Origin of the sequence: Rhodococcus sp. 06-1460-1B (assembly GCF_002258475.1) — a bacterium.
GTDB lineage: Bacteria > Actinomycetota > Actinomycetes > Mycobacteriales > Mycobacteriaceae > Rhodococcoides > Rhodococcoides fascians.
Genome location: NZ_NOYS01000029.1, coordinates 1 through 25,720, shown reverse-complemented (window position 1 = coordinate 25,720; position 25,720 = coordinate 1). Strand labels below are relative to the sequence as shown.

Here is a 25,720-nt window from a genome sequence, read left to right as displayed (position 1 = left end):
CCACGCGTGTCACCTCGCGTAGATCGCCTCGATCTCGTCGGCGTACGCCTTGGTGATGACATTGCGCTTGAGCTTCATCGTCGGCGTCAATTCGCCGCTCTCCTCCGAGAAGTCGTGGGGGAGCAGGCGGTACTTCTTGATGGATTCCGCGTGCGAGACCGACTTGTTGGCGTCGGCGACGGCGGCGTCGATCTCGGCGACGAGATCGGGGTCGGCCTGCAGATCCGCTGCGGTGGCGTCGGAGTCCTTGCCGTGTGCGGACTTCCACTTGTCGAACGCATCCGGATCGAGGGTGATGAGGGCACCGATGAAGGGCTTCTGGTCACCGACCACCACGGCCTGACTGATCAGTGCTCCGGCACGAAGGTGATCTTCGAGGCCCGCGGGGGAGACGTTCTTGCCGCCGGCGGTGACGATCAGTTCCTTCTTGCGGCCGGAGATCGTGATGTATCCCTCCTCGTCGACGGATCCGAGATCGCCGGTGCGGAACCACCCGTCGTCGAGGGATTCCGCGGTCGCCTTCTCGTTTCGCCAATATCCGTCGAACACAACGGGTCCGCGTAGTTGGATCTCACCGTCGCCGGCGATGCGGACGGTGTTCCCGGGTAGCGGGCGTCCGACACTGCCCACACGTTGGAATCCGATGGTGTTCACCGCGAACGCCGCAGTGGTTTCGGTCAGGCCGTAGCCCTCGTAGATGGTCACGCCGATGCCGCGGTAGAAGTGGCCGAGTCGCGCTCCCAGTGGTGCGCCGCCCGAGATGGCAAGTTCGCACTTGCCGCCGAGAGCGGTCCGCAGCTTCGCATAGACCAGCTTGTCGAACACGAAATGCTTGGCGCGCAACACGATCGACGGGCCACCGGAATCCTGCGCCTGGCTCCACGCCACTGCGCACTCGGTCGCGAGATCGAAGATCTTGCCCTTGCCGTCGCTGTGTGCCTTCTGCTTCGCAGTGTTGAAGACCTTCTCGAACACGCGCGGCACGGACAGAATGAAGTCCGGTCGAAATGTCCCGAAGGTCGCGACCAGGTTGGGAATGTCGTTGGTGTGGCCGAGGGTGACTCCGGCATCGAACGACGCGATACTCACCGCGCGAGCGAGGACGTGCGCCATCGGAAGGAACATCAACGTACTGCGGCCCTGTGTCAGAAGAGCTTTCAACGACGTCTGGCGAATGCCGCGAGATTCCGCAAGGAGGTTCGCATGCGTCAATTGCACACCTTTGGGGCGGCCGGTAGTGCCCGAGGTGTAGATCAACGTGGCCGGATCGGACGAGCGAAGTGTCGAGACTCGTTCGTGCACAACGTCTTCGGAGACGTCCGCGCCGTTGTCGATCAGAGCCTGCACTCCGCCCGTGCCGGAAGCGTTGTCGATCACGAACGTTCGACGTACCGACGGCGCCGCAGCTACGACGGCTTCTGTCTCCCGTACGTGCGCGTCGTTCTCGAGGACCAACAGAACCGGCTCGGCGTCTTCGAGAATCCACTCGACCTGGCCCGCCGACGACGTCTCGTAGATCGGCACGGTCACTCCGCCCGCGGCCCAGATCGCGTAGTCGATGACCGACCACTCGAATCGCGTGGACGACATGAGCGCGACGCGATCGCCCTGCTCGATACCTGCCGCGACGAGGCCCCTGGCCACGTCGACGACCAGTCGCTCGAATTCTGCGGCGCCGACATCGGTCCATCGGCCGTCGTCGAGCCGACGGAACACCACGGCATCCGGCGACGTCCGAGCGCGGGCGAAGACGCTGTCGACAGCCGAGTCGGTGTCCGCGATGTCGTACTCGGCGGAAACAGTGAACTCGCGCACGGGATTACCTCCGGATCGAACGGGATGGAGAAAGTCGATAGCTCGGCTTCACAGATACTCTAGACCCGGGGCGCACGGTCCCGAATGCGCCTCGGCGGTCCTGGTCTCGGACCCGATATGTGAAGCTCTGACGATGAGCAGTATTCAAGTTGCGGATCAGACATTCGTGGCAGCGCCCGGTGCGGCGGTGGCGCAGGCGTTCGTCTCGCCGGAGCGATGGCGGCGGTGGTGGCCGGACCTGTCGCTGACCGTGACCGAGGATCGCGGCGAGAAGGGCATTCGGTGGTCGGTCCGCGGCGGCGTCGTCGGAACGATGGAGCTGTGGCTCGAGCCCGCACTCGACGGCGTGATCGTCCACTACTTCCTGCACGCCGAGCCGGCCTCACCAAGTGAGTCGGCCACCGAGCAGCATGCGCGTCGGGTGGCCGGCCGCGCCATGACCTTCGAGCTGAAGCGGGAGCTCGAGGCCGGGAGGTCAGCGGGCGAGGCACCCCACCACGTAGCGTCGAGTTCAGCTCCCGAATGAACCGCGCGGTACGGTCGGCCGGTTCGCGTTGTGCGTCGGCGGTTCGATCGTGTGAGATAGGCCTGCCGCGGGTTGCACAGCAGGCAGCGAACGAAGCGGATCGAAGTACCCGAGAGGAAGCGGACCAGTAGTCATGGCGGAGAAAACCCAGAGGTCGATCGTCGTCGAAGCCCCACCGAGTCGGGTCATGGACGTCATCGCCGATTTCGACGCGTATCCCACGTGGGTATCCGCCGCGAAGTCCGTCGAGGTCCTCGAAGTCGGTGCGGACGGACGGGGAAAGCGGGTCAAGTTCGTGCTCGACGCCGGAATGGTGAAAGACACGTACGAACTCGAGTACGACTGGGCCGCGGACGGCAATTCGGTGTCGTGGAATCTCGTCTCGGGCGAAATGCAGAAATCTCAGAACGGGTCGTACTCGCTGCGTGAGACCGGCAACGGCACCGACGTGACGTACGAGCTCACGGTCGATCTGAACATTCCGATGATCGGCCTGTTCAAGCGCAAAGCAGAGAAGGTCATCACCGACACTGCGCTCAAGGAATTGAAGAAGCGGGTCGAAGGCTGACCGACGCTCGCCCCGAACCCCGCACCACGGTATCGCTGTTCATCGGCAAAGGTGGCGCGGGGAAGACCACCCTGGCGTCTGCGTCGGGTCTTGCGCTCGCGGCCTCGGGCCAAGAGGTGCTGATCGCCTCCCTCGACCAGGCGCACTCGCTCCGCGACGCCCTCGGCGCAGACGGTGACACCGACCAGGACTCGGGCATCGGAGCGGTCGCTCCGAACCTGGACGTCGTCGAGATCGATACCTCGCGGCTGCTCGAAGAGCGATACCGCGGTTTGGGTTCGATGCTGTCGGTGGCCTCGGCAGGCCACGAACACGGCGTGAGTTTCGGCGCGATCGAGCCGGAGGAGCTGATGGGGTTCCCGGGTATCGAGGAGCTGTTGGGATTGCACGAGGTGTCCCGGCTCGTCGACGAAGGTCGTTGGGACACAGTGATAGTCGATCTTCCGGCATCGGGGGATGCGCTGCGAACACTGCAGCTGCCCGACACCGTCTCGTCCTATTTCGAGCGCGTGTGGCCGCGCCACGATCGCATGGTCGCCGGCACCGGAACCGACGTGCGGCTCACGCTCGTGGTGGCCATGATCGAGCGGATCCTCGGACAGATCGAATCGGTCCGGGCGCTGATCACCGATCCCGACCGGACAGGGGCAACCGTGGTCCTGACCCCCGAGCACCTGTCCATCGTCGACGCCGAACGCACGCTCTCCGCAGCGGCTCTGTTCGGCGTTCGCGTCGACCGACTGCTGGTGAACCGGATGCTCCCGGCCCTCAATTCCTCGTCGATCGGTCTGGTAGGAGCTCATCCTGCGGTGTTCTGGTTCGAGCGATGGCGGGCCGCGCAGCTCGACGCCGTGGCCGAACTCCGACGACGCGTCGGCTCGGTTCCGATCGTGGAGGTGGAGCACTGTGAAGTGGAACCGGTAGGGTTGGGCCCCTTGCAGGATGTGGCCGAGCACCTGGCACCGCCCCTCGAACGACGTGCGTCGAGCCCGGCCGGTCGACCGTCGGTCGAACTCGAGTCGGGGAGCGGACTCGAATCCGTGTACGCGATGAGAATGCTTCTGCCGGTAGTCGATTCGACCACCTTGGGTCTGGGGCGAGTGGAGGACGACTTGATAGTGAGTGCCGACGGTAGGCGGCGACGCGTCACGTTGGCGTCGGTGTTGCGTCGGTGTATCGCCGATTCTGCGGAACTCGACGGCCCGTTCCTGGTGGTGCGTTTCCGACCCGACCCCGATGTGTGGCCGCTGTGAGCGGCCGAGCCATGACCGGAAGAGCAATGACCGGAAGAGCTGTGAGCGGAGAGACGCTGTGACGGCCGGGCATTCGGAGTTGGGCGCGGACCTGCTGGCGTTGGCCGACACCGTCCTGACACGTCTCGAGCCCATCCTGCGCCGAGTTGCCGAGACACAGCAGGACCGCGATCAGCAGGGCTGCAGCTGGTGCCCGGTGTGTGCGCTCGCGGCGTTGGTGCGCGGTGAACGGCACGATCTCGTCGAACTCGTTGCCTCGGAAGGGGCCGTCGTCGTCGCACTGCTGCGTCAGTTGTTGATCGACCACACCGCGCCGGGCACCGAACACGCCGCTGGGGGTAGTAGCGAGTCCAGCACCGAGTCGACAGCGTCCGCTGCCGACCGGGTCGACGCCGCCGCGGACGTGTCGGAGGACACCTCTGCGCCGTCCGTTCGTCGACCGGCGTTCGTACCGATTACCGTTCGGGTCAAGGAGTGACCATCGCCGTGGGGGGACGGCCGAGGAAGGCATGAACGAATGAAGCGTCATCATCAGCGATTGACGGTCGGGATCGACGTGGGCGGCACGAGCCTGCGCGCCTCGGTTGTCGACGCGGACGGTCAGGTGCTCGACTCGACCGCAGCACCCACGCCCCACACTGCTCGTGCACTCGAGCGGGGTCTCGACCGCGCCGTGCAGGAGCTGGCCGGCCGACACGACATCGCTGCCGTCGGTCTGGCGGTGGCGGGTTTCATCGATTCCGACCGCACGACGGTCCGGTTCGCCCCGCACCTGCCGTGGGTCGACACGCCGGTCGCAACCGAGATGAGCGAACGCATCGGACTACCGGTGCTGCTCGAACACGACGCCAACTCCGCCGCGTGGGCGGAATACCGATTCGGAGCGGCATCGGGTGGCCGCAACGTGGTGATGGTGGCTATCGGAACGGGAATCGGCGCGGCGCTGCTGATCGACGGCCGAATCTATCGAGGGAGCCACGGGGTGGCACCCGAACTCGGTCACATTCAGGTGGTGCCCGACGGACGAGCGTGTCCCTGCGGCAAACGCGGGTGCTGGGAACGGTATTGCAGCGGTACCGCACTGGTGGATACGGCGGTGGAGTTGTTGGCCGCAGACCCGTCGTCCTCGACGAGGTTGGCGCGCGAGGTCTTCCTCGATCCCGGCTCGTTGACCGGGCGTCGGATCGCGAGCGCCGCGCACGACGGCGACTCGATCGGCCGACGCACCATGGAGGATTTCGCACACTGGCTCGGCGTCGGACTCTCGATGGTCAGCGATGTGTACGACCCCGACCTGATCGTGTTGGCCGGCGGTGTGGCCACTTCGTCGAGCCAATTCCTCGCTCGTGCCACGGACAAGTACGCCGAGCTCGTCACCGGCGCGGGCCATCGCCCGCTGGCACGGATTCGCAGCACCGAACTGGGCGAGGCCGCGGGGATGATCGGTGCGGCCGAGCTCGCGCGAGCACAGTTCGTCACCACCGCACGATGACGGTCCGGACCGACGCCGTGTGATGTCGCACGACGACTGCTCGTCGATGTGGCTGGTGTCATAAACCCTGGGTACAGTTCACTACGCGGCACGGTTCGAGAACGCACGGCCGCAGTCGGTTCGCCCCGCGCGAGCCGGCACACCAACGATTGCCGACCATGATCAGGGAGCACGTCAATGTGGTACTGGCTGTTCAAATACATCATCGTGGGGCCCCTGCTCATTGCCCTGGGTCGGCCCACGATCGAGGGTGCGGAGAACATTCCGACGCACGGCCCGGTGATCCTGGCCAGCAACCACAAAGCGGTTCTCGATTCGTTCTATCTTCCGCTCAAGACCCCGCGGCGCATCACCTTCCTCGCCAAGAGTGAGTACTTCACCGGCTCGGGTCTCAAGGGTGCGTTCCAGAAGTGGTTCTTCACCGCGGTGGGTCAGGTGCCCATCGACCGCACCGGAGCCGACGCGGCACAGGACGCACTGAACGCCGGTGCCCGCGTGATCGAAGCCGGCAAGGTGCTCGGTATCTACCCCGAAGGCACCCGGTCGCCCGACGGGCGGCTCTACAAGGGCAAGACCGGAATGGCGCGCCTGGCATTGCAGACCGGCGTTCAGGTGGTGCCGGTCGCCATGATCGGCACCGAGAAGATGAACCCGATCGGTTCGCGCGTGTGGCGTCCGGCAAAGGTCACCATTCGCGTCGGCAAGCCCATCGACTTCTCCCGGTTCGAGGGAATGGCAGGTAACCGATTCGTCGAGCGCGCCGTCACCGACGAGGTGATGTACGACCTGATGCTGCTCTCGGGCCAGGAATACGTCGACGTGTACGCGGCCTCGCTGAAGAAGGTTGCGACACCCGAAGATTCGGCTCCGTCCGCGCGCCGTATCCCCGACTCGAAGGCCAGCTGACGACGGCGGTCAGTGAACCGCGGTGTCGGTTTCCTTCGGGGTGACCCGAGGCGAGAGTTTCACGGCCGCGACGGCGACCACAGAGGCCAGAGCCCACCACACGTAGGCGGATGCGGCGAACTGATCGACCAACGGCCAGTCGAGTCCACTCCATCGACCTTCACCGAGTTTCCAGTGCGGTGCGTACACCATGATCGCTAGTCCGACGGCAACCAGAGCGAGTAGCAGTGCGCTTCGACGGCGGTATCCGACGGTGGCCAGCACCAACGCGAACGGTACTGCCCACACCCAGTGGTGTGACCAGGAGACCGGCGAGACCAACAGGCCGAACATCGCGTTCACGGTCAGCGCCAGGGCGACCTCACCGGCGGCGAACGCTTTGCGCATCGCGATTCCCGCCACGAGCAGTACCCCTACCGACAGCGCGATCCACAGAATCGAACGGGGGAGCTCGTCCATTCCGAGGCGGGCCAGCACACCTGTGATGGACTGATTCGCCGGGTACCCCGGTCCGCCGATCCGATCGGAATCGATGATCGTCTCGGTCCAGTACTTCACCGAGTCCGACCACGTGAGCGCAAACCCGATCGCCGTGAACACCGCGAAGCTCAGTGCCGATACCACCGCAGCGCGAAAGTCCTTGCGCAGCAAGAAGAACAAGACGAAAACTGCGGGAGTGAGTTTGACGGCGGCGACCAGACCGATCAGCACACCCCGAGGCCACGGAGTCTTCTTCGGCAAGCAGTCGAGCGCGACGAACATCATCAGAACGATGTTGATCTGCCCGTAGTTCAACGTGGACGTGACCGGCTCCAGTACGAGGACGGACACCGCGAACACCGCGCCTGCACTCCACCACACGAGCGTGCGAGGGCGAACCCCCAACGAGATCAGCGTGAGCACAACGGTCGCCAGCAACGCGAGCATGGACAACGATGTCACCGTCATCGATGCGGCGTACAGCGAGACCTTCGAGAGCGGGCTGAACAGAGCGGCAGCAATCGGGGGATAAGTGAACGGCAACGTGGTACCGGTCGCGATGGGAGGAAGCTGGCCGTACAGATCCCCGCCCCGAGCGAACACCTCGCCGCCGAGCCGATAGACATCGAGATCCAGTCGGTAATGCTCACCCAACGTTCGCAGCCCGGGAAACCCGTTGAGATGGAAGAGCACACCGACCGCCGAGGCGACGACAACGACGACCCTGCTCGACGCCACCGCCCAACGCGGCCACCGGCGTCGCGTCGGGCCGGCAGGCTCCGATGCTTCGGCGACCGGACGGTTGGTGTCGGACGAAGTCACAACGTTCCCTTTCAGGGCTTGTTCGGCTCGGTTCTGCGGTGTGTGGGGGACGTGCCGGGGCACGCGCTAGGGTGAGCCGCGTGCGCTACTTCTACGACACAGAGTTCATCGAGGATGGTCGCACAATCGAGTTGGTCTCGATCGGTGTGGTGTCGGAGGACGGTCGCGAGTTCTATGCGGTGTCCTCCGAGTTCGACCCCGAGCGGGCGGGCCGGTGGGTCCGGCGCAACGTCTTACCCAAGCTGCCACCGTACTCGTCGGCGTTGTGGATGAGCCGATCCCGAATTCGCGACGAACTGCTCGAATTCCTCGTACCGCACTACGGTGCCGAGGTCGAATTGTGGGCATGGGTGGCGGCGTACGACCACGTGGCGCTCTGCCAGCTGTGGGGATCGATGACCGAGTTGCCGCGTTCCCTGCCTCGATTCACCCGTGAGCTCCGTCAGCACTGGGAGGATCGCGGCAGTCCCGAGCTTCCCTCGGTGCCCGACGACGCCCACGATGCCCTGGCCGACGCGCGCCACAATCTGGCCAAGTTCCAGGCGATCGAGGAGTACTCGTACCGCGGTTGAACACCCGTTGTCCTGCGGCGACGGCGGTACGAATATCCTGTAACGGTGAACTGGACTGTCGACGTACCCATCGATCGCTTGCCCGACCTGCCGCCGCTGTCTCCGACGCTGCGCACTCGATTGGACGACGCGTTGGCCAAGCCGGCTGCGCAGCAGCCGCAGTGGGATCCCGAGCAGGCCGGCGAGATGCGCAAGGTGCTCGAGAGCGTTCCGCCGATCACCGTCGCAGGTGAGGTCGAGGCGCTGTCGGACAAGCTCGCTGCCGTCGCCCGCGGTGAGGCGTTCCTGCTTCAGGGTGGCGACTGCGCCGAGACGTTCGTCGACAACACCGAACCGCACATCAAGGGCAACATTCGCACGCTGCTGCAGATGGCCGTCGTACTCACCTACGGGGCGAGCATGCCGGTGGTCAAGGTCGCGCGCATCGCCGGCCAGTACGCCAAGCCTCGCTCGTCGAACATCGATGCGCTCGGCCTGCAGTCCTACCGCGGCGACATGATCAACTCGCTGGTGGCCGACGAGAGCGTGCGCGGCCACGATCCGTCACGGCTGGTGCGCGCTTACGCCAACGCGAGTGCGGCCATGAACCTGGTTCGGGCACTGACCGGAGCCGGGATGGCCGACCTGCACAAGGTGCACGACTGGAACCGTGAATTCGTCGCGCAGTCACCCGCCGGAGCCCGCTACGAGGCGCTGGCCGGGGAGATCGACCGCGGCCTGCGGTTCATGGATGCCTGTGGCGTCTCCGACCCCAATCTGCACACCGCCCAGATCTTCGCGAGCCACGAAGCACTCGTACTCGACTACGAGCGCGCGATGCTGCGGCTCGACAACACCGACGATCACCCCAAGCTCTACGATCTGTCGGCTCACTTCCTGTGGATCGGCGACCGCACTCGCCAGCTCGACGGCGCGCACATCGCGCTCGCCGAACTGATCTCGAACCCGATCGGGCTGAAGATCGGACCCACCACGACCCCCGAGATGGCCGTCGAATACGTCGAGCGCCTCGATCCGACCAACAAGCCGGGCCGCCTGACGCTGATCTCACGCATGGGCAACGGCAAGGTTCGCGACATCCTGCCTGCCATCATCGAGAAGGTGCAGGCCACCGGACACCAGGTGATCTGGCAGTGCGACCCGATGCACGGCAACACGCACGAGGCGTCCACCGGATACAAGACCCGGCATTTCGACCGCATCGTCGACGAGGTGCAGGGCTTCTTCGAGGTGCACAACGGCCTCGGCACCCACCCGGGCGGAATCCACGTCGAGCTGACCGGTGACGACGTCACCGAATGCCTCGGCGGAGCCCAGGACATCTCTGATCTCGACCTGGCCGGGCGCTACGAAACTGCCTGCGACCCGAGACTGAACACTCAGCAGAGCATCGAGCTGGCATTCCTCGTCGCCGAGATGCTTCGCGGCTGATCGCCGGCACCGCCCTGGTGGCTCAGGGCAGCCGGCGGTCAGGGCCGCCGGGGGTCAGGGCAGTGAGACGACCATGACCTCGGAGTCCGGTTCCACCCGTGAACCGGCTCCGGGGCTCTGGGAGATGACCAACGAGCCGTCCGTGTCGACCACCTGACGAACATCGATCGTCAGTCCCAGCGAGTCCAGAGTCGTGCGTGCGGATCCCACCGAACGGCCGAGGAGCGACGGCACGGTGACCGCGGTAGACACGTCGAGGACGGCGGTGGTGCCGGACTTGACGGTTTGGCCGGCCTTCGGGTTCGTGCCGATCGCTTTTCCGCCGTCGGTGTCCTCGTCGAACGTCTCGCGGACCTCGTCGACGGTGATGCCGACCGATTCGAGAGTCGTCCGTGCCTGATCGACGCTCTGTCCGCGGACGTCGGGAACCTGTACCGGCGGTGCACCTTTGCTGCGCAGCACGGTGACCGCGGCACCGGTGTTCAACACCGTTCCCGGCGGGGGATCGAGCGCCGCAACGCCGCCGATCGGCGCGGTGGTGCTGAATGCCTCGCCGCCGTCGACCGGGGTGAAGGTTCTCTCGCGCAATTGCTGCTGCATGTCTTCGACGGAGGCGTCGGAGTCGATGGAGGGGACGGTCGGGCTGCCCAGTGAGACGAGCAGGAACACGGTGTCGCCCTTGGCGATTCGGGAACCACCGACGGGGTCGGTGCCGATGAGCAGATCGGTCGAGACGGTGTCGGAGTACGTTCCCCGAACCGTTGCTTCCAAGCCCGACGCTTCGATCGCGCTCGTGGCACCGGTGGTGTCGAGACCGTCGACCATCGGAACTGCGGTGTATCGGCCCGAGCCCATCCACCAGCCGCCGAAACCGACCAATACGGCCAACAGTGCAACGACCACCAACCAGACGACGATGGCCCGCCGGGACCGTTGGCGATCGGCGGCGAAATCGGGAAATTCGTAGTGTCGCCGGCCCAAGGGTGCCGCCGGCTGCGGGTCGTCCGGTTGCGGTTCGTACTCGATTTCGCGGGATGTGGGTGACGTGACCACTCGGGTGTGGTGCATGCCGTCGGGCGGTGGTACCGGGGGAGCGCTCTGCACCACCTGGGTGCGGGTGGGCGGCTGTCGATCGCCGGCGACTGTCGTCGGTGCGCCCGCAGCCGCCGAGCTCAGGTGCTGTGCCGAACGCTGGGGAGCGGGCACCCGGTACGCGGGAAGTGCCAGCGCCGACGCGGCAGTGCGCAGCGCGCGGGCCATGTCGTCGGCGTTGCGGTATCGGTGTTCCCGGTCGCGGACGGTGGCGTGTTGGACCACGTCGTCGAACTGTGGTGGCACGCCTGCGATGAGGGTCGAGGGGAGCGGAACGTCGTTGTCGATGCGCTGGTAGGCGATGGACAGGGATGTGTCGCCGGTGAACGGGGTGCGTCCGGTGAGCAGCTCGAACAGTACGACTCCGACGCCGTAGACGTCGCTGCTCGCGGACGCGGAGCCGGTGGTGACCTGTTCGGGAGACAGATACGCGGCCGTGCCCAGAATCACACTGCTCGAGGTGACGGTGGAGGCGGCGACGGCTCGGACCAGCCCGAAGTCGGCGATCTTGACGTCTCCGTCGTCGCTGATCAGGATGTTCTCCGGTTTGATGTCTCGGTGCACCAGACCGGCGCGGTGTGCGACGGCGAGAGCCTCGAGCACGGGGCGAACCACGGCGACTGCGGCGTGCGGCGGCATGGGCCCGCGCTCCCGCAGCAGCTCGCGCAACGTTCCGCCCTCGACGAGCTCCATGACCAGGAATGCGTGATCGCCGTCCCGCCCGTGGTCGTACACGGCCACCAGACCGGGGTGGCTCAGCCTGGCCACCGCGCGTGCCTCGAACTCGAATCGCTGAACGAACTGCGGGTCCTCGGCGAACTTCGGATCCATGATCTTCACCGCGACAGGTCGGTCGAGCCTGGTGTCGAGTCCGCGGTAGACCGTCGACATTCCGCCCCGTGCGATCGGTGCGTCTATTCGATATCGACGATCGAGCATCGAACCCGGTATCACCGAACCTCCCCTCGTCGTCCTCGATGTGTCCGCTCGAAATCCGGACGCCTGACGACGATGGTATCGGCGCCGTGGGAGCTCACCGACGATCGTGGTTCGTGTCTTCGGTCTCCGTGGCGGGCCGCGTCACTTTTGAAGTCTGGACGCCGGACCCGTTAACGTTACCCGCGTGAGTGCCATTCCCTACGCCGACGACGTGCTCGATCCGTCGGTTTCTCTGCTGCAGTTCGCCGACGTCGCCAAGATCCTGGACGTCCCCAAGACGCGCGTCGAGCAGCTCGTGCGGGATCGTCAGCTGTTGGCTCTCAAGCGTTCCCGCGTCCCCGGCGTGCCCGAGCAGTTCTTCGACACGACCAAGGGCGAAATCGTCAAGGGTCTGCCCGGCCTGCTGGCGGTGCTGCACGACGGCGGCTACGAGGACGAAGAAATTCTGCGGTGGTTGTTCGCCGAGGACGACAGTCTGCCCGGCACCCCGGTCGCAGCGTTGCACGGTGACCTGATGCGCGAAGTGATCAGACGCGCTCAGGCAATGGCCTTCTAGCAGCTGGAACAGCGGTTGTCAGCGGACCGTGGCGCGCTTCCAGCCGGTGACGGCGAACTGCGGTAGCGCGACGCGTGCGCGCGTCCACTGCGGCACGGTCGCGCGCTGGGAGAGCACCCGGTAGCCCTGCGCTTCGACCTCGTCGAGAATGCGGCCGTACAGAATGGACGCCGTTCGCATGGACGGACGCACTCGCGGATCCAACATGTCGATCCCGGCGTCCGACGTCCGGTAGATCGACCGGGTGACGGCGATCGAGTGGGCGAGGGCGCGGGTGACTCTGGCATCGACCGAGCCGGTGGTCCGGCACCACCGCAACAGATCCTCGTCGACCCCGAAGGCCGCCAATTCGTCGGTCGGGAGATAGATGCGGTCGCGGTCGAGGTCCTCACCCATGTCGCGGATGAAGTTGGTCAGCTGGAACGCCTCGCCCAACGCCGCAGCCGAGGGCTCGGCCTCGGCTCGCGGCACCACCGTTCCGAGGATCGGCAACATCTGCAGTCCGATGACTGCGGCCGATCCGTACATGTACTCGTTCAACTGCTCCATCGTTCGGTACCGCGAGACGAACATCGCGCTGCCCGGGATGTCCATGCGCATCGAATGCATGAACGCGAAGAAGTAGTCGTGGGGAATCTCGTACCGAGCGACCGTGTCGCACAATGCGCTCAACACCTGATCGGATGTGCTGTCGGACAGAGGTTTTCCGGCCAAGGCGTCGCGCACCCGGGATTCGATGATGTCGAGTTCGACGATTCTGCGGGCGTTCAGTTCGTCCGAACCGACCGCGATGTCGGTGCCTTCGAGGTCGACGATGTCGTCGACCATCCGAGCGAAACCGTACAGAGCGTGCACGGCTGCGCGCTTGTCGACGGGCAACAGCCTGGTTGCCAGAAAATAGGTCTTGCCGTGCTGGGCGTTCAGTTCGCGGCAGATGCGATACGCCTCGTGCAGAGCAGGATCGATGTCGGTCAGTTCTCTCGATACGCGGGCACTCATGGCGCGGGACCTCACGGTGTGGCGTCGTCTTCGGTGGAGACGGTCGCGGTCTTGGGGGCGTTGGGTACGGCACGGTGTTCCCGGGAGCGGTCCGATCGCAAACGCAACGGGTCGACTCGGGTCAGCGCCAGCGCGGCAACGACTGCAGCGAAAACTGCGAGGGCCACGTGCACGAACGTGTACAGGCCGATGGATCCGTCGGGTTGGAACACCAGCATCAGCCAGGTCGACAGGCCGGTGAGAACCATCAGCGTTCGGCGGGACAACGCAAAGCCGGCCGCAATCGCCAACGGCCACGAGTAGTACCAGGGCAGCGCGGCGGGGGAGAGAACGACAGTGGCGACGAGAGCGATCAGGATGCCCTTGACCGCGTCCCGCTCGGATCGGCGGCCCAACCACCACGCCCCGGCCAGGATGACCACCAAGGCGATCGCGCACAGCAGCCGGGTGACGTCGAGAACCGGTCCGAGACGCAGATCGAGGAACCACGAGGTGCTGACGGTCACCAGATGCGCGAGGATCGTCGGCAGTGACAGCCAGTTGATGATTTTCGCCGAGCCGGACAACGCCGTGAGCCAGCCGATGCCGACTCCGGCGATCACGGACGCGACGGCGAACACCGCGACGAAGACGGCCGCTCCGATGCCCGCGGTCTTCGTGAACGCCAGAATCGGTGCAGGCGGTGTGCGGCCTTCCTCGCGCGCCTTGTCGCGGAGGTGCAGCATCCAGATCCACACCAGGAACGGCAGAGCGAGACCGGCAGTTGCCTTGATGGCCACGGCGATCGCCACCAGCGCGATGCCGGCCACGTGGCGACGCTCGAGCGCGAGCACGATGCCCGCGGTCATCAGGCCGACCATGAGCAACTCGTTGTGCACTCCGCCGATGAGGTGGATCAGCACCAGGGGATTGAGCACGGCGAGCCACACCGCCGTCGTGGCGCGCCCGCCCAGATGGGTGGCCAGTCGCGGGACGGCCCACATCATCAGAGCGAGCCCGGGAAGCATGGTCAGGCGGAGCAGCATGGTTCCGGCGATCACATTGTCGCCGGTCAGGCTGGTGATGCCGCGACCGAGGAGCAGGAACAGCGGCCCGTACGGGGCAGTGGTCGTGGTCCACACGTTGCTGACGTTGTCGAGCAGGATTCCCGGATTGGCAACGGGCCCAACGGCATACGGGTCGAAGCCGTCCCGTAGCAACGCACCTTGAGCGAGGTACGAGTAAGCGTCGCGGCTGAACATCGGCACCGACAGCAGCAACGGTGCCGTCCATGCGGGCACGATCCACCGGAGCTCGCCCACCGTGGTGCGGCCGTGCAGCGTGGCTCGGCCGAGCCTGACCCAGGCGGTGATCATCAACAGCACACCGGCCCAGACGATGACGGTCGACAGCACGAAGCCGTGGCCGAATCGCAGCCACGACAGATGCATCTCTTCGAGTAGAGGGTCACGACGGCGCACGCTGCCCGCGCCGAATCCACCGAACATGATGCAGACCGCACCGAGAACCCCGAGGATCGCTGCTTTGCCCTCGGGACTTCGCAGGAAGTTTCCGGTGGTCGTCAGTCTCGACGGATGCCGCGCAGGCACCGGTGCAGACCCGTCCGACGAGCGCCCTTCGGAGGTGGAGTGCGACGAAACCGAAGACATTGCCGCCTGCTCCTCCTCTGCTGCGAGTCGTGTGTGTCGAGATGTGGCTCCGCGCCGACGCGTTCTCGCTGTCGGCCGAAGGATCATGGTCGCAGCAAAGATCGCGACCGGCAAACGATCGCGCTCAGCTTAGTTGGTCGACGCAGTCGATCGGACGAACCTACCGCCCTCGCGGCCCTGTCACTCGTTCTGCCGCCAGCTTGCCCGAGACCAAGACGGTCGGCACGCCCACACCGGGAGTGGTTCCGGAGCCGGCGAGAACCACGTTGTCGAGGCCGGCGACCATGTTCTTTCTCCGGAAAGGCCCGGTCTGCCGGAAGACGTGCGCGGACGAGAACGGCGAGCCCGACAACATGCCTTTGTCCGCCCACGTCTGCGGTGTGTCGATGTGATCGAGCACGAAAGCGTCGGCGAGTCCGGTGTATCCGCGGCCCTCCAGCGTCGCCAGAATCTCTCGGAGGTAGGGCTGAGCCAGTTCGGTCCAGGCGAGGGGAGCGCTGTCGAGGTTGGGGCACGGGGCGAGGATCGAGACCGGCTCGCTGCGGACCCCGTCGCGCACGACCTCGAGGCCCGAATCGCTCACCGACGGCCGCGTGATCAGCAGTGACGGATCGGCCATCAGAGATCCTTTGCCGGAGCGGGCGGTGATCCGGCGGAAGGTCTCGGCCCATTCGTCACCGAAGTCGATGGTGTGGTGCGCCCGCGCAGGCCACGACGCCGTGAGTTCGACCGGAACCGTTCCGTGGGCCACGACGGCGGACGGCGACACGACGCCGTACCCATTGCGCCTGCCTTTCTTCGACACCGAGGCGCGATCGAGCAGGCGATCGACGACGGGCAAGTCGGCGGTGAGAATCAATGCGTCGCAAGCGATTCGACGTCCCTCGGCGGTGAGGACGGCATCGGCACGGCCGCGGTCGACGGTGATGTCGACGATGTCGGTGCCCAGTTCGAGCGTGCCGCCCGCCGTCACGAACGCGTCGGCCATGGCCCGGCCGATAGCCGCCATGCCTCCCTCGGGGAAGAACACCCCGAGGGAGGTGTCCATGTGTGCGATCGCACCGTAGACGGCCAGCGCCTTCTGCGGTGCCATGCCGGCGTAGAGGGCCTGGAACGTGAACACTCGGCGCAGACGGGTGTCCTTCAGGAAACGATCGACCCGTGGCCCGAGGCGACCGAAGCCGCCCAGCTTCGTCAGCGTTGCGGTATCGGTGATCGCGGCCTTGGATCCCACGAGGTCCAGCGGCGAATCGAAGTTCGAGTCGATGAAGCGGTCGAATTCGGCGTCGAAGATGTCGGCGAGCCAGCGCCGAAGATCGCGGTAGCCCTGCGCCTCGGCCGTACCGCAGGTCCGCTCGACCTCGGCGGCCATTGCCTCCGGGTCCGAGTAGACGTCGATGGACGTGCCGTCGGCGTACCGCGTGTGGTACGACGGCGACAGGGACGTCAGCCGAATCGGCGGCGTCGTGGACTCGAAGTCGGCACCCACGGCGGCCAACGCTTCGAGCACCAGGTTCGGCATCGTGAGTACGCTCGCACCGTTGTCGATGTCGTAGAGATGCGTTCCGTCGGAGTCGGTCACCGGATACACCCCCACGCGGCCGCCCACGGTGTCGTCGCGCTCGACGATCGTGACCTTCTTGCCTGCGCCCAGCAGGTGGAGCCCCGCGGCCAGGCCGGCCAATCCAGCTCCCACGACGACGACCGAGTCGGTGCGGCCGGGAACGGTTCGGATCGTAGACATGACGCTCTCTTTCAGTACTGCCGTTGGATGGCGGCGGTGGCCATGGCACGAAGGTGTTCGGCGGCGATCGGATCGATGGAACTGTCGTCCAGCGCGGCAACGGCCCGGGTGCCCAGTTCGTCGATCTGCCGTTCGACGGCCTCGACGGCGCCCAGTTCGGTGAGTATCGATCGGATGTCGGCGACCTCGCTCTCGCTGAGCTCGGTACCGAGACTGGCTCGAATCTTCGCCGCGTGATCGGGACGGCTCGCGTCCGCTTGCTGCAAGGCGACGGCGATGAGCACCGTGCGCTTGCCCTCGGTGATGTCGTCACCCGACGGTTTGCCGGTGATCTCCGGGTCGCCGAACACGCCGAGCAGGTCGTCGCGCAGCTGGAAGGCAATGCCGATGTCGGCACCGAAGCTGCGGTACGCCGCAGTCAGCGGTTCGCCGGCCCCGGCAAGAACGGCCCCGAGGTGCAGAGGGCGTTCGACCGTGTAAGCGGCGGTCTTGTACCGGTTGACGCGCATGGCTGCCGCGACGCTCTCGTCCGTCCCGGCTTCGGCCTCGATGTCGAGGAGTTGACCGCCGAGCACCTCGGTACGCATCGCGGACCACACGGGCTGCGCCCGCCGTGCCGCGTCCGTGTCGATGCCCGACTCGCGCAGCATGTCGTCGGCCCAGCACAGCGCCAGGTCGCCGACGAGAACGGCTGCGGAGACCCCGAAGTGATCTGCCGAGCCCGACCACCCCGCATCGCGATGTCGCTGAGCGAAGCCGACATGCACGGTCGGGAAGCCTCGGCGGGTGCGGGACGAGTCGATGATGTCGTCGTGGATCAATGCGCAGGCCTGGATCAACTCGAGGGCCGAGCACGCACGCAGTACTGCGTCGGCGCGGTCCCCGGTGGGCTCACCGCCCGCGCCGAGCCACGCGGTCCACGCGAATGCCGGGCGCATGCGCTTGCCGCCGCGTAGTACGAACGCCTCGAGGTCGGCCACTGCGGCCGGGTAGCCACCGCCGACGCTGTCGACGACCGCACGACGCGAGGCGAAGAACTCCGCGAGCTTCGCATCGACGGAATCCCGTAGCGACGTCGCATTCACGGACACAGAGTTGGTGGGCGCGGACAGGTCTCCGGACAGGACGATCCTCCAAGGTCTTCGTGGGAAAGACGCGTTACAGTCCCACAGTAATAGGCACCCGAACCCGGCACCGACGAGCAGCGAACTACGCCGTCGGGGGATGCCCAGCGGGCCGGCGGCGCAGCGCAACCTATGATCTTCGGGTGAGCGAAGATTCCGTCAGGGGGCGGTCGAGCCGAGGATTCGTGACGAGGACGCCGTCGATCGTCGACCGATTGCGGACCGAACCCGAAGCGAGGATCCCGTTCTCGGTGGAGTTCTCGCCCCCGCGCGACGAGGCTGCCGAGGCCAGGTTGTGGCGAGCAGTGCGAGAGTTCGAGCAACTCCAGCCCGCGTTCGTGTCGATGACGTACGGCGCAGGTGGTTCCACCCGCGATCGAACGGTGCGCGTCACCGGTCAGATCGCCGAGGAGACGACTCTGCTGCCAGTGGCGCATCTCACTGCCGTGTCGCACAGTGTCGCCGAGTTGCGCTCGATGGTCGGGTCGTACGCCGACCGCGGCATCACCAACATCCTCGTTCTTCGCGGTGACCCCCCGGGAGATCCACTCGGCGAGTGGGAGAAGCATCCCGAGGGAGTCGAGTACGCGGAAGAGCTGGTGCGTATGGTCCGCGAACTGGGCGACTTTCACGTCGGAGTGGCGTCGTTCCCGGAAGGCCATCACCGCGCCGACGATCTCGAGCAGGACACCAGGTGCCTCGTCGGGAAGCTGCGTGCGGGAGCGGAGTATTCGATCACGCAGATGTTCTTCGACGTGGACGACTACCTGCGGCTGCGTGATCGCGTCAGCGCATACGACCCCGAGCAGGGTGCCAAGCCGATCATCCCCGAGATCATGCCCATCACCTCGCTGCGTTCGGTGCGCCGGATGCTCGAGCTCTCGGGCACGACATTGCCGTCGCATCTGGACGAGAAGTTCACTCGCGCAGCAGGATCCGGAGCCGAGGAAGACAAGGCCGCGGTTCGAGAGGTGGGTATCGAGCTCGCCACGAACATCGGCGAGCGGCTCATCGCGGAAGGTGCGCCCGGGCTGCACTTCATCACGTTGAATTTCGCGCGCGCGACACGTGAGGTCCTGAGCAACCTGGGGCTGGCAGCCGCGCGCGTCTGACTTGCGATCGGCGTTACGACGTCGGCATCGGACGCGACTTCCAGCTCAGCGCGCCGCGGCGTCGTCGCACGTGGGATTCCGCAACGAGCCCCACGAAGGCGAGAATCGACAGCGGGTGCACCGCGGCGTCGACGACGTCGCGAGCGCCGAATCGGGGTCCCGACTCGCGCCGACGAGATGCCACGCGCGATACGGTCCCGGCGAGGTAACCGACGACACCCAGTCGCCGCGTCGAACCGGAACCGAAGACTGCCGCGACCGGCGGCAACAGGTAGACCGTACTCAGCGCAAGGGCAGCCGTGGCCGAACCGACGGGCCCACCGAACTCGTTCCACAGCCACCGGCTGTAACCCGCCCGAACATCGGCGGCCGAGCGGTACATCCGGCACCGTACGAACCCGGCACCGGAGGCAACCGACGTCGAGAACCCGCGTCGACGCAGGACACGCGCGATGTCCAGATCCTCGGTGGCACTCGACGCGACGCAGCTGTGGCCGCCGACGACGCGATACGCGGCGGCATCGAACGCCATGAACTGCCCACAGGCGACGGCCATCGACGGCAGCAGCGTCGCATTGCCGACCGGCACGGGCAGCGTCGACATCCACGACCACGCGAGCAGCGGTTGAACGAGGCGTTCGGCGAGACCACCCGCCACCTGCTCGGGCCAGGGGCACATCAGAGCGTCGCCGCGGCGGCGCAACCTCCTCGCCGCGGCGGCGAGGGCCTCGGGTTCGAGCCGGACATCCGCGTCGACGAACATGACGATCGTCGTATCCACGTCGACCGAGTCGGCCAGTTCGGCGCACGCGGCGGCTTTACCCGTCCATCCGGGCGGCGGCGACGCGTGGGAGGTCACGACGCGGAATCGCGGATCGCCGTTCGCCGCGGTGACGGCAGCGGCTGCCGTTCCGTCGGTCGAATCGTCGTCGAGGACGACGACCTGCAGGTCGGTGCAGAATCGTTGACGCGTGAGATCGCCGATCAACGCAGGCAGCGTGTCGACTTCGTTGCGCGCGGGGATGCACACTGCGACCCGTTCGGTGACGTCACGGCTCGGTCGACGCAAACCCGGCACGAACAGCGCATTGAACACCGCGACGGCAGCGGAGGTGGAGGCGAGAACGGCAGTCGCCCGAGTCGCCCGGGTCAGGACCGTCATTCGGCGAGATCTGTCGTGCGGGACGAGATGGGGGCGATCACACCGACGTTCGGTCGTTCGACTCGCCCGTCTCGGCAGCGCGCTTACGACGGTTGCCCAACGGTGGGTTCCGCGACACCCAGGCCATGGCACCGACGATAGCGGCCACTCCGACGGTCACGCCGCCCACGATGCCCGCCCAGCCGGCGAAGCTACGAGTGTTGGGGTCCGGGTAGTTGACCTCGGCACGCACCGAGGTGACTTCGCCTGCCGGCAGCTTCCACGAGATCGAGTTGTCGCTCTCGCGAGTGCCGTTGGTGGTCCCGATACGGGCGGGAAATGCAATAGTGAACTGCACGTCGGACCCCTGGACCGGTACCGACGACAGGTCGGCGTTACCGGCGAGCGTCACGGTGTCGCCCGAACGCTGCAGGGTCAGCTGAAACGATCCGGCCGCGTTCTGGAAGATCGAACCGAGTGTCTGAACATCACCGAACGAGAGGTCGTCGAAGATGGCCTGCGACCCGACGTACCCGTCCTGGTTGTACGGCTCGACGCGGACCTTGTCCTCGATCGAGGAGGGCACCACGAGTTCGGGGCCGGTGTCGGTGTCGGAGGTGGGGACCGTCGCCGCGACGATCTGACCCGCCACCCGGTCGTTGGCCGACACACCCATCGTGACCTGGACCCGCAAGCAGCCGGCCAGCATCGGCGCGACCAGCAGCGTCAGGGCGAGCACCGAGAGAACTCGGCGTCGGCGGGTACGAGCGGATGTTCGTGATGTCGACTGCACAGCGACATCGTGCCAGGGCGTCGCGTCGGTGTCAGTCGGCAGGGGTTGCCATCGGTGCGTGTCGGCTACGTAGAGATCCGCGACGACGTGCGATCCACAGCAACGGGATTCCGACACTACCCATGACGACGAATCCGTAGACGGCCGAGAATCGTAGTTCGGGGCCGTCGAGGAACACCGCGTGCGCGAGCGCCGAACCCAGCCACGTCCACAGGAACAGCCCGAGGGGAACGACGTCGTCGGACGCGCGCGGGGCCACCACGCGGTTCACCGCTTCCATGACTGCGGCCATCAATGTCGCCACCAACAGCCAACCCGCGTAGTTGGTCAACGGGATCGACGACACACCCGGCAGTCCGACGGCACCGGACGTCCAGGTCCACTGGCCGTCGGTGACCATCTGAGGATCGAGATACAGGTCCCAGCCCACCATTCCGACGGCGACTGCGGCGATTCGGAATGCAGACGCTCGGAGCCGTGTCGCACCGAGATGGCCGACGATGAACGTGACCGCGCACCAGATCGGATAGAACCCCGCCGTCCAGGCGAGTGGAACCACCACGGGGACCTCGAACAGGCTGGGTCCGAGTCGATTCTGCGCGTAGAAGTACTCGCCGAAGGGAAACCCGGTGGCCGTGCCGACGAGTTCGGACACGAATCCCGTTCCTGCAGTCAGGATCACGAGAGCCGCCGCCCACGGCTTTCCGCGGTACAGCACGGCGTGCGCGATCGACGCCAGCGCGAGTAGCGCGACCACCGCGATGGTCACCGCGTCCCGCGTCGAACCCGATACGAGCGGGTAGCAGATCTGGGCGGCGACGGCACCGATCGCGAAGACCGTCGGGGCAATCTTCATGCTCGTCTCCTGCTGAAGAATGCGCGACGACGCCCCGCGCGTGCGTCCGCGAGTGCGATTCTCGCCGCCGAACGGCCGCTGGCCGCTGTGACGCCGCCTCCCGGGTGAGTCGACGCGCCGGTGAGATAGAGACCGTCTGCTCCGGGAACGCGGTGGCCGGCCAGCTGGGGATGAGGACGCCACATCATCATCTGGTCCAGTGACATGTCCAGGTGCATGATGTTGCCTCCGATCAGTCCGAGTTCCTGCTCGATGTCCGGCGGCGACTGTACGTACCGATCGAGGACCGACGCGGCGAATCCCGGGGCGTAGCGATCGAGCTCGGCGACGATTCGATCACCCTCGACCTCGGCCAAAGAACGCTGCCCCGGCACGTTCGAGCGCCACCGGCGGCCATCGGCGAGAGTGTGCGGATGCCACTGCGACCACAGGGAGATCTGATGCTGACCCGGCGGCGCGATCGTCGGATCGAGGGCGCTGAACGACATGCCGAGAACAGCGGGTGTCGGCGGCAGCTCCCCGGCGAGGGCGTGCCCGTGAGCCAACCGCAATTGCGCGCGGTCGCGGACGAGCAGCGCGAGACCGTGGGTACCGTCCTCGATGCAGTCGGCGCTCGGGTACTGCGGCAGCGCGTCGGTGGCCAACCGAACCGCGGTACCGATCCCCGGACCCACCCGAATGGTGGAGCGCCATCGGGCCAGCTGTGCCGCGTCGTGTCCGCCCTCCGCCAGCAGGTCGAGCGTGGTCAGGATATGACATCCGGCCACGACGATCGTGCTGTCGATCTCCCGTCCCGACGCGGTCCTCGTCGTCCAGCCGTGCGCGCGACGCGTCAGCGATACGGCGGCATCGCCGAGCGTCAGCGCTGCCCCGTCCCGGTGCAGCCGGGCGATCATCGCCTCGGTCAGTGCGCCGCTACCGCCGACGGCGCGGCCCGGTGGGAGCGTGTGCATCAGAGCCGCGAAGCCGACCATCGGGGCGGTGCCGGGCTCGGACATCGGCGGGCCGGACTGCGCTCCGAACCATGCCAGCGCAGCTTTGAGTCGCTCGCTCGTGAACATTTCGTCCAGCAGGGAATCGCCGGTGGCGAGAAACTCGCGCGAGAGCGAGCTGCCGCCGTCGGGCGCACCGAGTCCCCAGAAGGATCGGAGCAGTTTGGACCCGGTGGGCGGCCCACCGAATGCGCGCATGGTGCGTTCGCTGCGCGGGCCCCACACCGAGACGAAGGAACGGTAGGCGCGCGCATCGGCGGGCCCGCAGGCGGCAGCGATGGACTCGCACGTTCGATCGAGGCTGCGATGGAAGACGATGGCGCGTTCGGCGGTGTCGACGTCGCCCGGGGCGAATGCCCACGGATCGCAGTCGATGTAGCGCAGCCCGAACTCCTCGAGTCCGAGCTCTTCGACGATCCCGGTGTGCCTGATCATGATGTGCGCGGAGGAGCCCCGGTCGACTCGATGGCCGGGGAAGCGCTCCACCGTCGACACCGCACCGCCCGCGACGGTGTCGCGTTCGACGATCTCCACCGACATTCCGGCATCGGTCAGGTAGCAGGCAGAAGTCAGGGCATTGTGGCCGGAGCCCACCACCACAGCATCGATCACACCTTCAGGCTACGGGCCCGTCGAGCGGCAACCGGCGGCCCAGCACCGCGAAGGGGCGCCGGTCGCCGGCGAACGTGAAGTGCCGCAGTACGTCCTCGAAGCCGAGCCGTCGATACAACCGCCAGGCGCGGTTGTCCTCCTGCGCGACCTCGGGTGTGGACAACATCACAGAGTGCGCTCGGACACCGTCGAGCAGCCTGCGACAGAGACGCCCGCCGAGTCCGTGTCCTTGCGCGCTCGGTAGTACGTGCAATTCGGTCAATTCGAAGTAGTCGCCGAGGGTGGCGTCGACGTGCTGTGTCGAGTGTCCTGCGCGGCGCAATCCGTCGCGGACCTGCTGATGCCACCACTGATGGTGCGCGCCGTGATACCCGTACGCAACGGCGACCAGCGTGTCCGGCTGCGTCTTGTCGGGATTGGGCACCATGGCTCCCACCGCTCGCCAGCCCGGCCGGTGCAGATGCTCCGTCCACATCGGTGCGCGGCTGTGCTCGGTTCCGCGGGGATATTCCATGGCCTCGACGTAGATCGCCAGAGCGTCGAACAAGCGCCGACGGAATTCCTGGGGCGTCAGATCGACCACGTAGGGGGTTGTCTGCGCATCGGTGACGACGGTTCTCACCCTTTCTTCGGCAACTTGTCGGTGGGCACAGCTATATTGAATGTGTCGAACGGGTGTTCGATGATCGGGGCCGAGTGCGCCGGTGGATCACCTCGACGAACGAGGCGGATTCTTCCGGAGTTCGACTGTAAGGCTTCATCACGGTTCCAGGCGTGTCGGTAGCGCGCCCGGAGATTCGAACTGGAGGTGTTCGAGTATGACGATGACGAAGACATTCGATGTCGGCGTGCGGTCGCCGGTGTCGCGTCATGCGCAGGTCCTGCTCGGTCGAGCCGATGCGTTGCTGTCCGAATCCATCGGTGAGCGCGATGCGGGGGACCGCTTCCTCGGAAGCTACGTCGCCGCACTCAAGGGTGCTGCCGCAGTCCTGGCATCGCTGCCCAATTCGATCGGCTCGCGGCCACGTTCGCGCAACGCCTGGGTTCTGATGGCGAAGGCTGCGCCGGATCTGGCGATCTGGTCCGAGTACTTCTCGTCCTTCTCCGCAACCCGCGCGGCAGTCGAGGCGGGTGCCTCGTCCGCTGTCGGAGACGTCGACGCAGACGACTTCTATCGACACGTCAGTCGTTTTCTGAACGCGGTCGAGGACCGGTTGGGCGGTCAGTCGAGGTTCCAGCCTGTCGATCCGATGGCGGCACCGCTGTCCGCATAGCCCGCCGAGTCGGTTCCTCGAGTCCGGACGGACGTGAACAGCCACGTCACACGGTGTTCGACAAGTGTTTCCGAGACGTCCGTCTCGAAAACTTGGTCGTTTCTCAGGAACACATAGTGCGAGTAGGTGGTAAGCGGCCGATTCAGCTCGTATCATCGTCAGTAGGTAGCCGCCAAGGTCAGCTTCCCGTCGCTTCTGAACCGAAACGACTCTCATTATCTGTGCAGGGGGAGGTACCGTGCCACTCTCCGAGCACGAGCAGCGCATGCTCGATCAAATCGAGAGCGCTCTCTACGCCGAGGATCCCAAATTCGCGTCCCATGTGAGGGGCGGTCGCGTTCGCGCGGCGTCGAGCAAGAGGCGTTTTCAGGCTGCCGCGTTGTTCGTCGTGGGACTCGTGTTGCTCGTCGCCGGTGTAGCACTGTCGACGAACAGTCTGGGTTTTCTCGTCGTCAGCCTCATCGGCTTTCTCTTCATGTTCGGTGCCGGGGCACTGTTCTTGTTCGGCGGCTCCAAGAAGGGAGCTGCCGCGACCGGCGAAGAAGGTAGCGCAAGCGACCGAGCCGGCACGCAAGGTCGTAGTGCTCAGCCGAAATCGAGCGGTGGCCGCAAGGGCGGCAGCTTCACCTCTCGAATGGAAGACCGTTTTCGTAAGCGGTTCGATCAGGAGTGATATGACTCCGCCGTCCGGATCTCCCTGGGCCTGACGGTCACCCACCACAACTTCACCGATTCGACAGCAGCACCTCACCCTCGGGTGAGGTGCTGCTGTCGTTTCACGGCTCTTCGATACGGCCAGCCTTCCGTAGCCCCTGTCGTGCGGCGTGCTCGATCGAGCGCGCCCCAGCGACGGCGCGGTGCGATCGTTCCCGTGCGGTGGTTCCGGGGTGGTGGTTCCCGGGTGGTGGTTCCCGGGTGGTGGTTCCGGGGTGAACTCCCCACTTCCCCCCACCGCCGGCCATTGCCCCCACT

25 protein-coding genes are annotated in these 25,720 nt (G+C 66.1%); 12 read left to right on the top strand and 13 right to left on the bottom strand.

Translation table 11 applies throughout. The annotated features are described in order from the left end of the window. Positions 1-9: 9 nt before the first annotated feature. Complete coding sequence (locus tag CH268_RS15755; RefSeq protein WP_094664971.1) at positions 10-1,815, bottom strand: AMP-dependent synthetase/ligase; 1,806 nt, start codon at positions 1,813-1,815, stop codon at positions 10-12. A 133-nt stretch (positions 1,816-1,948) separates the two neighbouring features. Here CH268_RS15755 and CH268_RS15750 point away from each other — a divergent pair, with 133 nt between their 5' ends. The 6 genes from CH268_RS15750 to CH268_RS15725 all read left to right on the top strand — a co-directional run bounded on the left by CH268_RS15750 (position 1,949) and on the right by CH268_RS15725 (position 6,560). Further along, positions 1,949-2,341, top strand: a complete 393-nt coding sequence (locus CH268_RS15750) for a polyketide cyclase / dehydrase and lipid transport (RefSeq protein ID WP_094664969.1) — start codon at positions 1,949-1,951, stop codon at positions 2,339-2,341. Positions 2,342-2,474: 133 nt separating this feature from the next. Next, positions 2,475-2,909 (top strand): SRPBCC family protein, encoded by a 435-nt coding sequence (locus tag CH268_RS15745; protein WP_027497370.1) that lies wholly within the window; start codon positions 2,475-2,477, stop codon positions 2,907-2,909. Further along, the gene (locus CH268_RS15740) at positions 2,885-4,162 is read left to right on the top strand and encodes an ArsA family ATPase (protein ID WP_369597511.1); all 1,278 of its coding nucleotides are present in this window, start codon (positions 2,885-2,887) and stop codon (positions 4,160-4,162) included. Before CH268_RS15745 ends, CH268_RS15740 begins: the two co-directional genes overlap by 25 nt. 58 nt (positions 4,163-4,220) lie before the next feature. Beyond that, positions 4,221-4,640: a hypothetical protein gene (locus CH268_RS15735; protein WP_027497368.1), complete on the top strand. Its 420-nt coding sequence runs from the start codon at positions 4,221-4,223 to the stop codon at positions 4,638-4,640. A gap of 39 nt (positions 4,641-4,679) precedes the next feature. Then, entirely contained in the window at positions 4,680-5,654 is a 975-nt protein-coding gene (locus CH268_RS15730) for an ROK family protein (RefSeq protein WP_027497367.1), read from the top strand. Positions 5,655-5,831: 177 nt separating this feature from the next. Further along, positions 5,832-6,560 carry a lysophospholipid acyltransferase family protein gene (locus tag CH268_RS15725; protein ID WP_032374359.1) on the top strand — a complete coding sequence of 243 codons (729 nt, stop codon included), beginning with the start codon at positions 5,832-5,834 and terminating at the stop codon, positions 6,558-6,560. A 9-nt stretch (positions 6,561-6,569) separates the two neighbouring features. Here the strand turns inward: CH268_RS15725 and CH268_RS15720 are convergent, their stop codons facing one another. Beyond that, positions 6,570-7,778 (bottom strand): glycosyltransferase 87 family protein, encoded by a 1,209-nt coding sequence (locus CH268_RS15720; protein ID WP_255182412.1) that lies wholly within the window; start codon positions 7,776-7,778, stop codon positions 6,570-6,572. A 164-nt stretch (positions 7,779-7,942) separates the two neighbouring features. Between CH268_RS15720 and CH268_RS15715 the strand changes: the two genes are divergently transcribed. Next, positions 7,943-8,434 (top strand): polyadenylate-specific 3'-exoribonuclease AS, encoded by a 492-nt coding sequence (locus tag CH268_RS15715; protein WP_094664963.1) that lies wholly within the window; start codon positions 7,943-7,945, stop codon positions 8,432-8,434. 45 nt (positions 8,435-8,479) lie between these two features. Next, on the top strand, positions 8,480-9,865 hold the full coding sequence (locus CH268_RS15710; RefSeq protein ID WP_027497364.1) for a class II 3-deoxy-7-phosphoheptulonate synthase: 1,386 nt from the start codon (positions 8,480-8,482) through the stop codon (positions 9,863-9,865). A 54-nt stretch (positions 9,866-9,919) separates the two neighbouring features. On the opposite strand, the gene pknB is transcribed toward CH268_RS15710, so the two are convergent. After that, positions 9,920-11,896, bottom strand: coding sequence for a Stk1 family PASTA domain-containing Ser/Thr kinase (pknB, locus tag CH268_RS15705; RefSeq protein WP_094665043.1), 1,977 nt, complete (start codon positions 11,894-11,896; stop codon positions 9,920-9,922). Positions 11,897-12,080: 184 nt separating this feature from the next. On the opposite strand from pknB, the gene CH268_RS15700 reads away from it, so the two are divergent. Then, positions 12,081-12,452, top strand: a complete 372-nt coding sequence (locus CH268_RS15700; protein WP_027497362.1) for an Rv2175c family DNA-binding protein — start codon at positions 12,081-12,083, stop codon at positions 12,450-12,452. 18 nt (positions 12,453-12,470) lie between these two features. Here the strand turns inward: CH268_RS15700 and CH268_RS15695 are convergent, their stop codons facing one another. The 4 genes from CH268_RS15695 to CH268_RS15680 all read right to left on the bottom strand — a co-directional run bounded on the left by CH268_RS15695 (position 12,471) and on the right by CH268_RS15680 (position 17,968). Then, a complete protein-coding gene (locus tag CH268_RS15695) occupies positions 12,471-13,451 on the bottom strand; it encodes a phytoene/squalene synthase family protein (protein ID WP_032368109.1) in 981 nt (326 codons plus the stop codon). Between the two features lie 11 nt (positions 13,452-13,462). Continuing rightward, positions 13,463-15,100, bottom strand: coding sequence for an alpha-(1->6)-mannopyranosyltransferase A (locus CH268_RS15690; protein WP_094665041.1), 1,638 nt, complete (start codon positions 15,098-15,100; stop codon positions 13,463-13,465). A gap of 160 nt (positions 15,101-15,260) precedes the next feature. Continuing rightward, complete coding sequence (crtI, locus tag CH268_RS15685; protein ID WP_176457961.1) at positions 15,261-16,844, bottom strand: phytoene desaturase family protein; 1,584 nt, start codon at positions 16,842-16,844, stop codon at positions 15,261-15,263. Positions 16,845-16,855: 11 nt separating this feature from the next. Continuing rightward, positions 16,856-17,968, bottom strand: a complete 1,113-nt coding sequence (locus CH268_RS15680; RefSeq protein WP_441346976.1) for a polyprenyl synthetase family protein — start codon at positions 17,966-17,968, stop codon at positions 16,856-16,858. Between the two features lie 185 nt (positions 17,969-18,153). Here CH268_RS15680 and metF point away from each other — a divergent pair, with 185 nt between their 5' ends. Continuing rightward, a complete protein-coding gene (metF, locus tag CH268_RS15675; protein ID WP_032368108.1) occupies positions 18,154-19,080 on the top strand; it encodes a methylenetetrahydrofolate reductase [NAD(P)H] in 927 nt (308 codons plus the stop codon). A 13-nt stretch (positions 19,081-19,093) separates the two neighbouring features. On the opposite strand, the gene CH268_RS15670 is transcribed toward metF, so the two are convergent. From CH268_RS15670 to CH268_RS15650, 5 genes are read right to left on the bottom strand one after another with little or no spacing between them, the layout of a single operon-like run. Next, entirely contained in the window at positions 19,094-20,242 is a 1,149-nt protein-coding gene (locus CH268_RS15670) for a glycosyltransferase (protein ID WP_094664961.1), read from the bottom strand. Between the two features lie 37 nt (positions 20,243-20,279). Further along, entirely contained in the window at positions 20,280-21,014 is a 735-nt protein-coding gene (locus CH268_RS15665) for an LppM family (lipo)protein (RefSeq protein ID WP_045841254.1), read from the bottom strand. 31 nt (positions 21,015-21,045) lie between these two features. Then, positions 21,046-21,870, bottom strand: a complete 825-nt coding sequence (locus CH268_RS15660) for a carotenoid biosynthesis protein (protein WP_094664959.1) — start codon at positions 21,868-21,870, stop codon at positions 21,046-21,048. Continuing rightward, positions 21,867-23,474 (bottom strand): phytoene desaturase family protein, encoded by a 1,608-nt coding sequence (locus CH268_RS15655; RefSeq protein WP_094664957.1) that lies wholly within the window; start codon positions 23,472-23,474, stop codon positions 21,867-21,869. Before CH268_RS15655 ends, CH268_RS15660 begins: the two co-directional genes overlap by 4 nt. Positions 23,475-23,478: 4 nt before the next feature. Continuing rightward, positions 23,479-24,096: a GNAT family N-acetyltransferase gene (locus CH268_RS15650; RefSeq protein ID WP_094664955.1), complete on the bottom strand. Its 618-nt coding sequence runs from the start codon at positions 24,094-24,096 to the stop codon at positions 23,479-23,481. 202 nt (positions 24,097-24,298) lie between these two features. On the opposite strand from CH268_RS15650, the gene CH268_RS15645 reads away from it, so the two are divergent. Beyond that, positions 24,299-24,748 (top strand): SAV_6107 family HEPN domain-containing protein, encoded by a 450-nt coding sequence (locus tag CH268_RS15645; protein WP_255182406.1) that lies wholly within the window; start codon positions 24,299-24,301, stop codon positions 24,746-24,748. Positions 24,749-24,986: 238 nt separating this feature from the next. Next, positions 24,987-25,421 (top strand): DUF3040 domain-containing protein, encoded by a 435-nt coding sequence (locus tag CH268_RS15640; protein ID WP_027497353.1) that lies wholly within the window; start codon positions 24,987-24,989, stop codon positions 25,419-25,421. A gap of 103 nt (positions 25,422-25,524) precedes the next feature. On the opposite strand, the gene CH268_RS28090 is transcribed toward CH268_RS15640, so the two are convergent. Then, positions 25,525-25,720 (bottom strand): hypothetical protein (locus CH268_RS28090; protein ID WP_217900917.1); only part of this gene is annotated, 196 nt, incomplete at its 5' end.

Coding starts and splice junctions, on each gene's coding strand:
- CH268_RS15725 (WP_032374359.1), top strand. CDS start 5,832: ATGTGGTACTGGCTGTTCAAATACATCATCGTGGGGCCCCTGCTCATT.
- CH268_RS15730 (WP_027497367.1), top strand. CDS start 4,680: ATGAAGCGTCATCATCAGCGATTGACGGTCGGGATCGACGTGGGCGGC.
- CH268_RS15695 (WP_032368109.1), bottom strand. CDS start 13,451: ATGAGTGCCCGCGTATCGAGAGAACTGACCGACATCGATCCTGCTCTG.
- CH268_RS15750 (WP_094664969.1), top strand. CDS start 1,949: ATGAGCAGTATTCAAGTTGCGGATCAGACATTCGTGGCAGCGCCCGGT.
- CH268_RS15645 (WP_255182406.1), top strand. CDS start 24,299: ATGACGAAGACATTCGATGTCGGCGTGCGGTCGCCGGTGTCGCGTCAT.
- crtI (WP_176457961.1), bottom strand. CDS start 16,844: ATGTCTACGATCCGAACCGTTCCCGGCCGCACCGACTCGGTCGTCGTC.
- CH268_RS15660 (WP_094664959.1), bottom strand. CDS start 21,870: ATGAAGATTGCCCCGACGGTCTTCGCGATCGGTGCCGTCGCCGCCCAG.
- CH268_RS15690 (WP_094665041.1), bottom strand. CDS start 15,100: ATGTCTTCGGTTTCGTCGCACTCCACCTCCGAAGGGCGCTCGTCGGAC.
- CH268_RS15745 (WP_027497370.1), top strand. CDS start 2,475: ATGGCGGAGAAAACCCAGAGGTCGATCGTCGTCGAAGCCCCACCGAGT.
- pknB (WP_094665043.1), bottom strand. CDS start 11,896: ATGCTCGATCGTCGATATCGAATAGACGCACCGATCGCACGGGGCGGA.
- CH268_RS15670 (WP_094664961.1), bottom strand. CDS start 20,242: ATGACGGTCCTGACCCGGGCGACTCGGGCGACTGCCGTTCTCGCCTCC.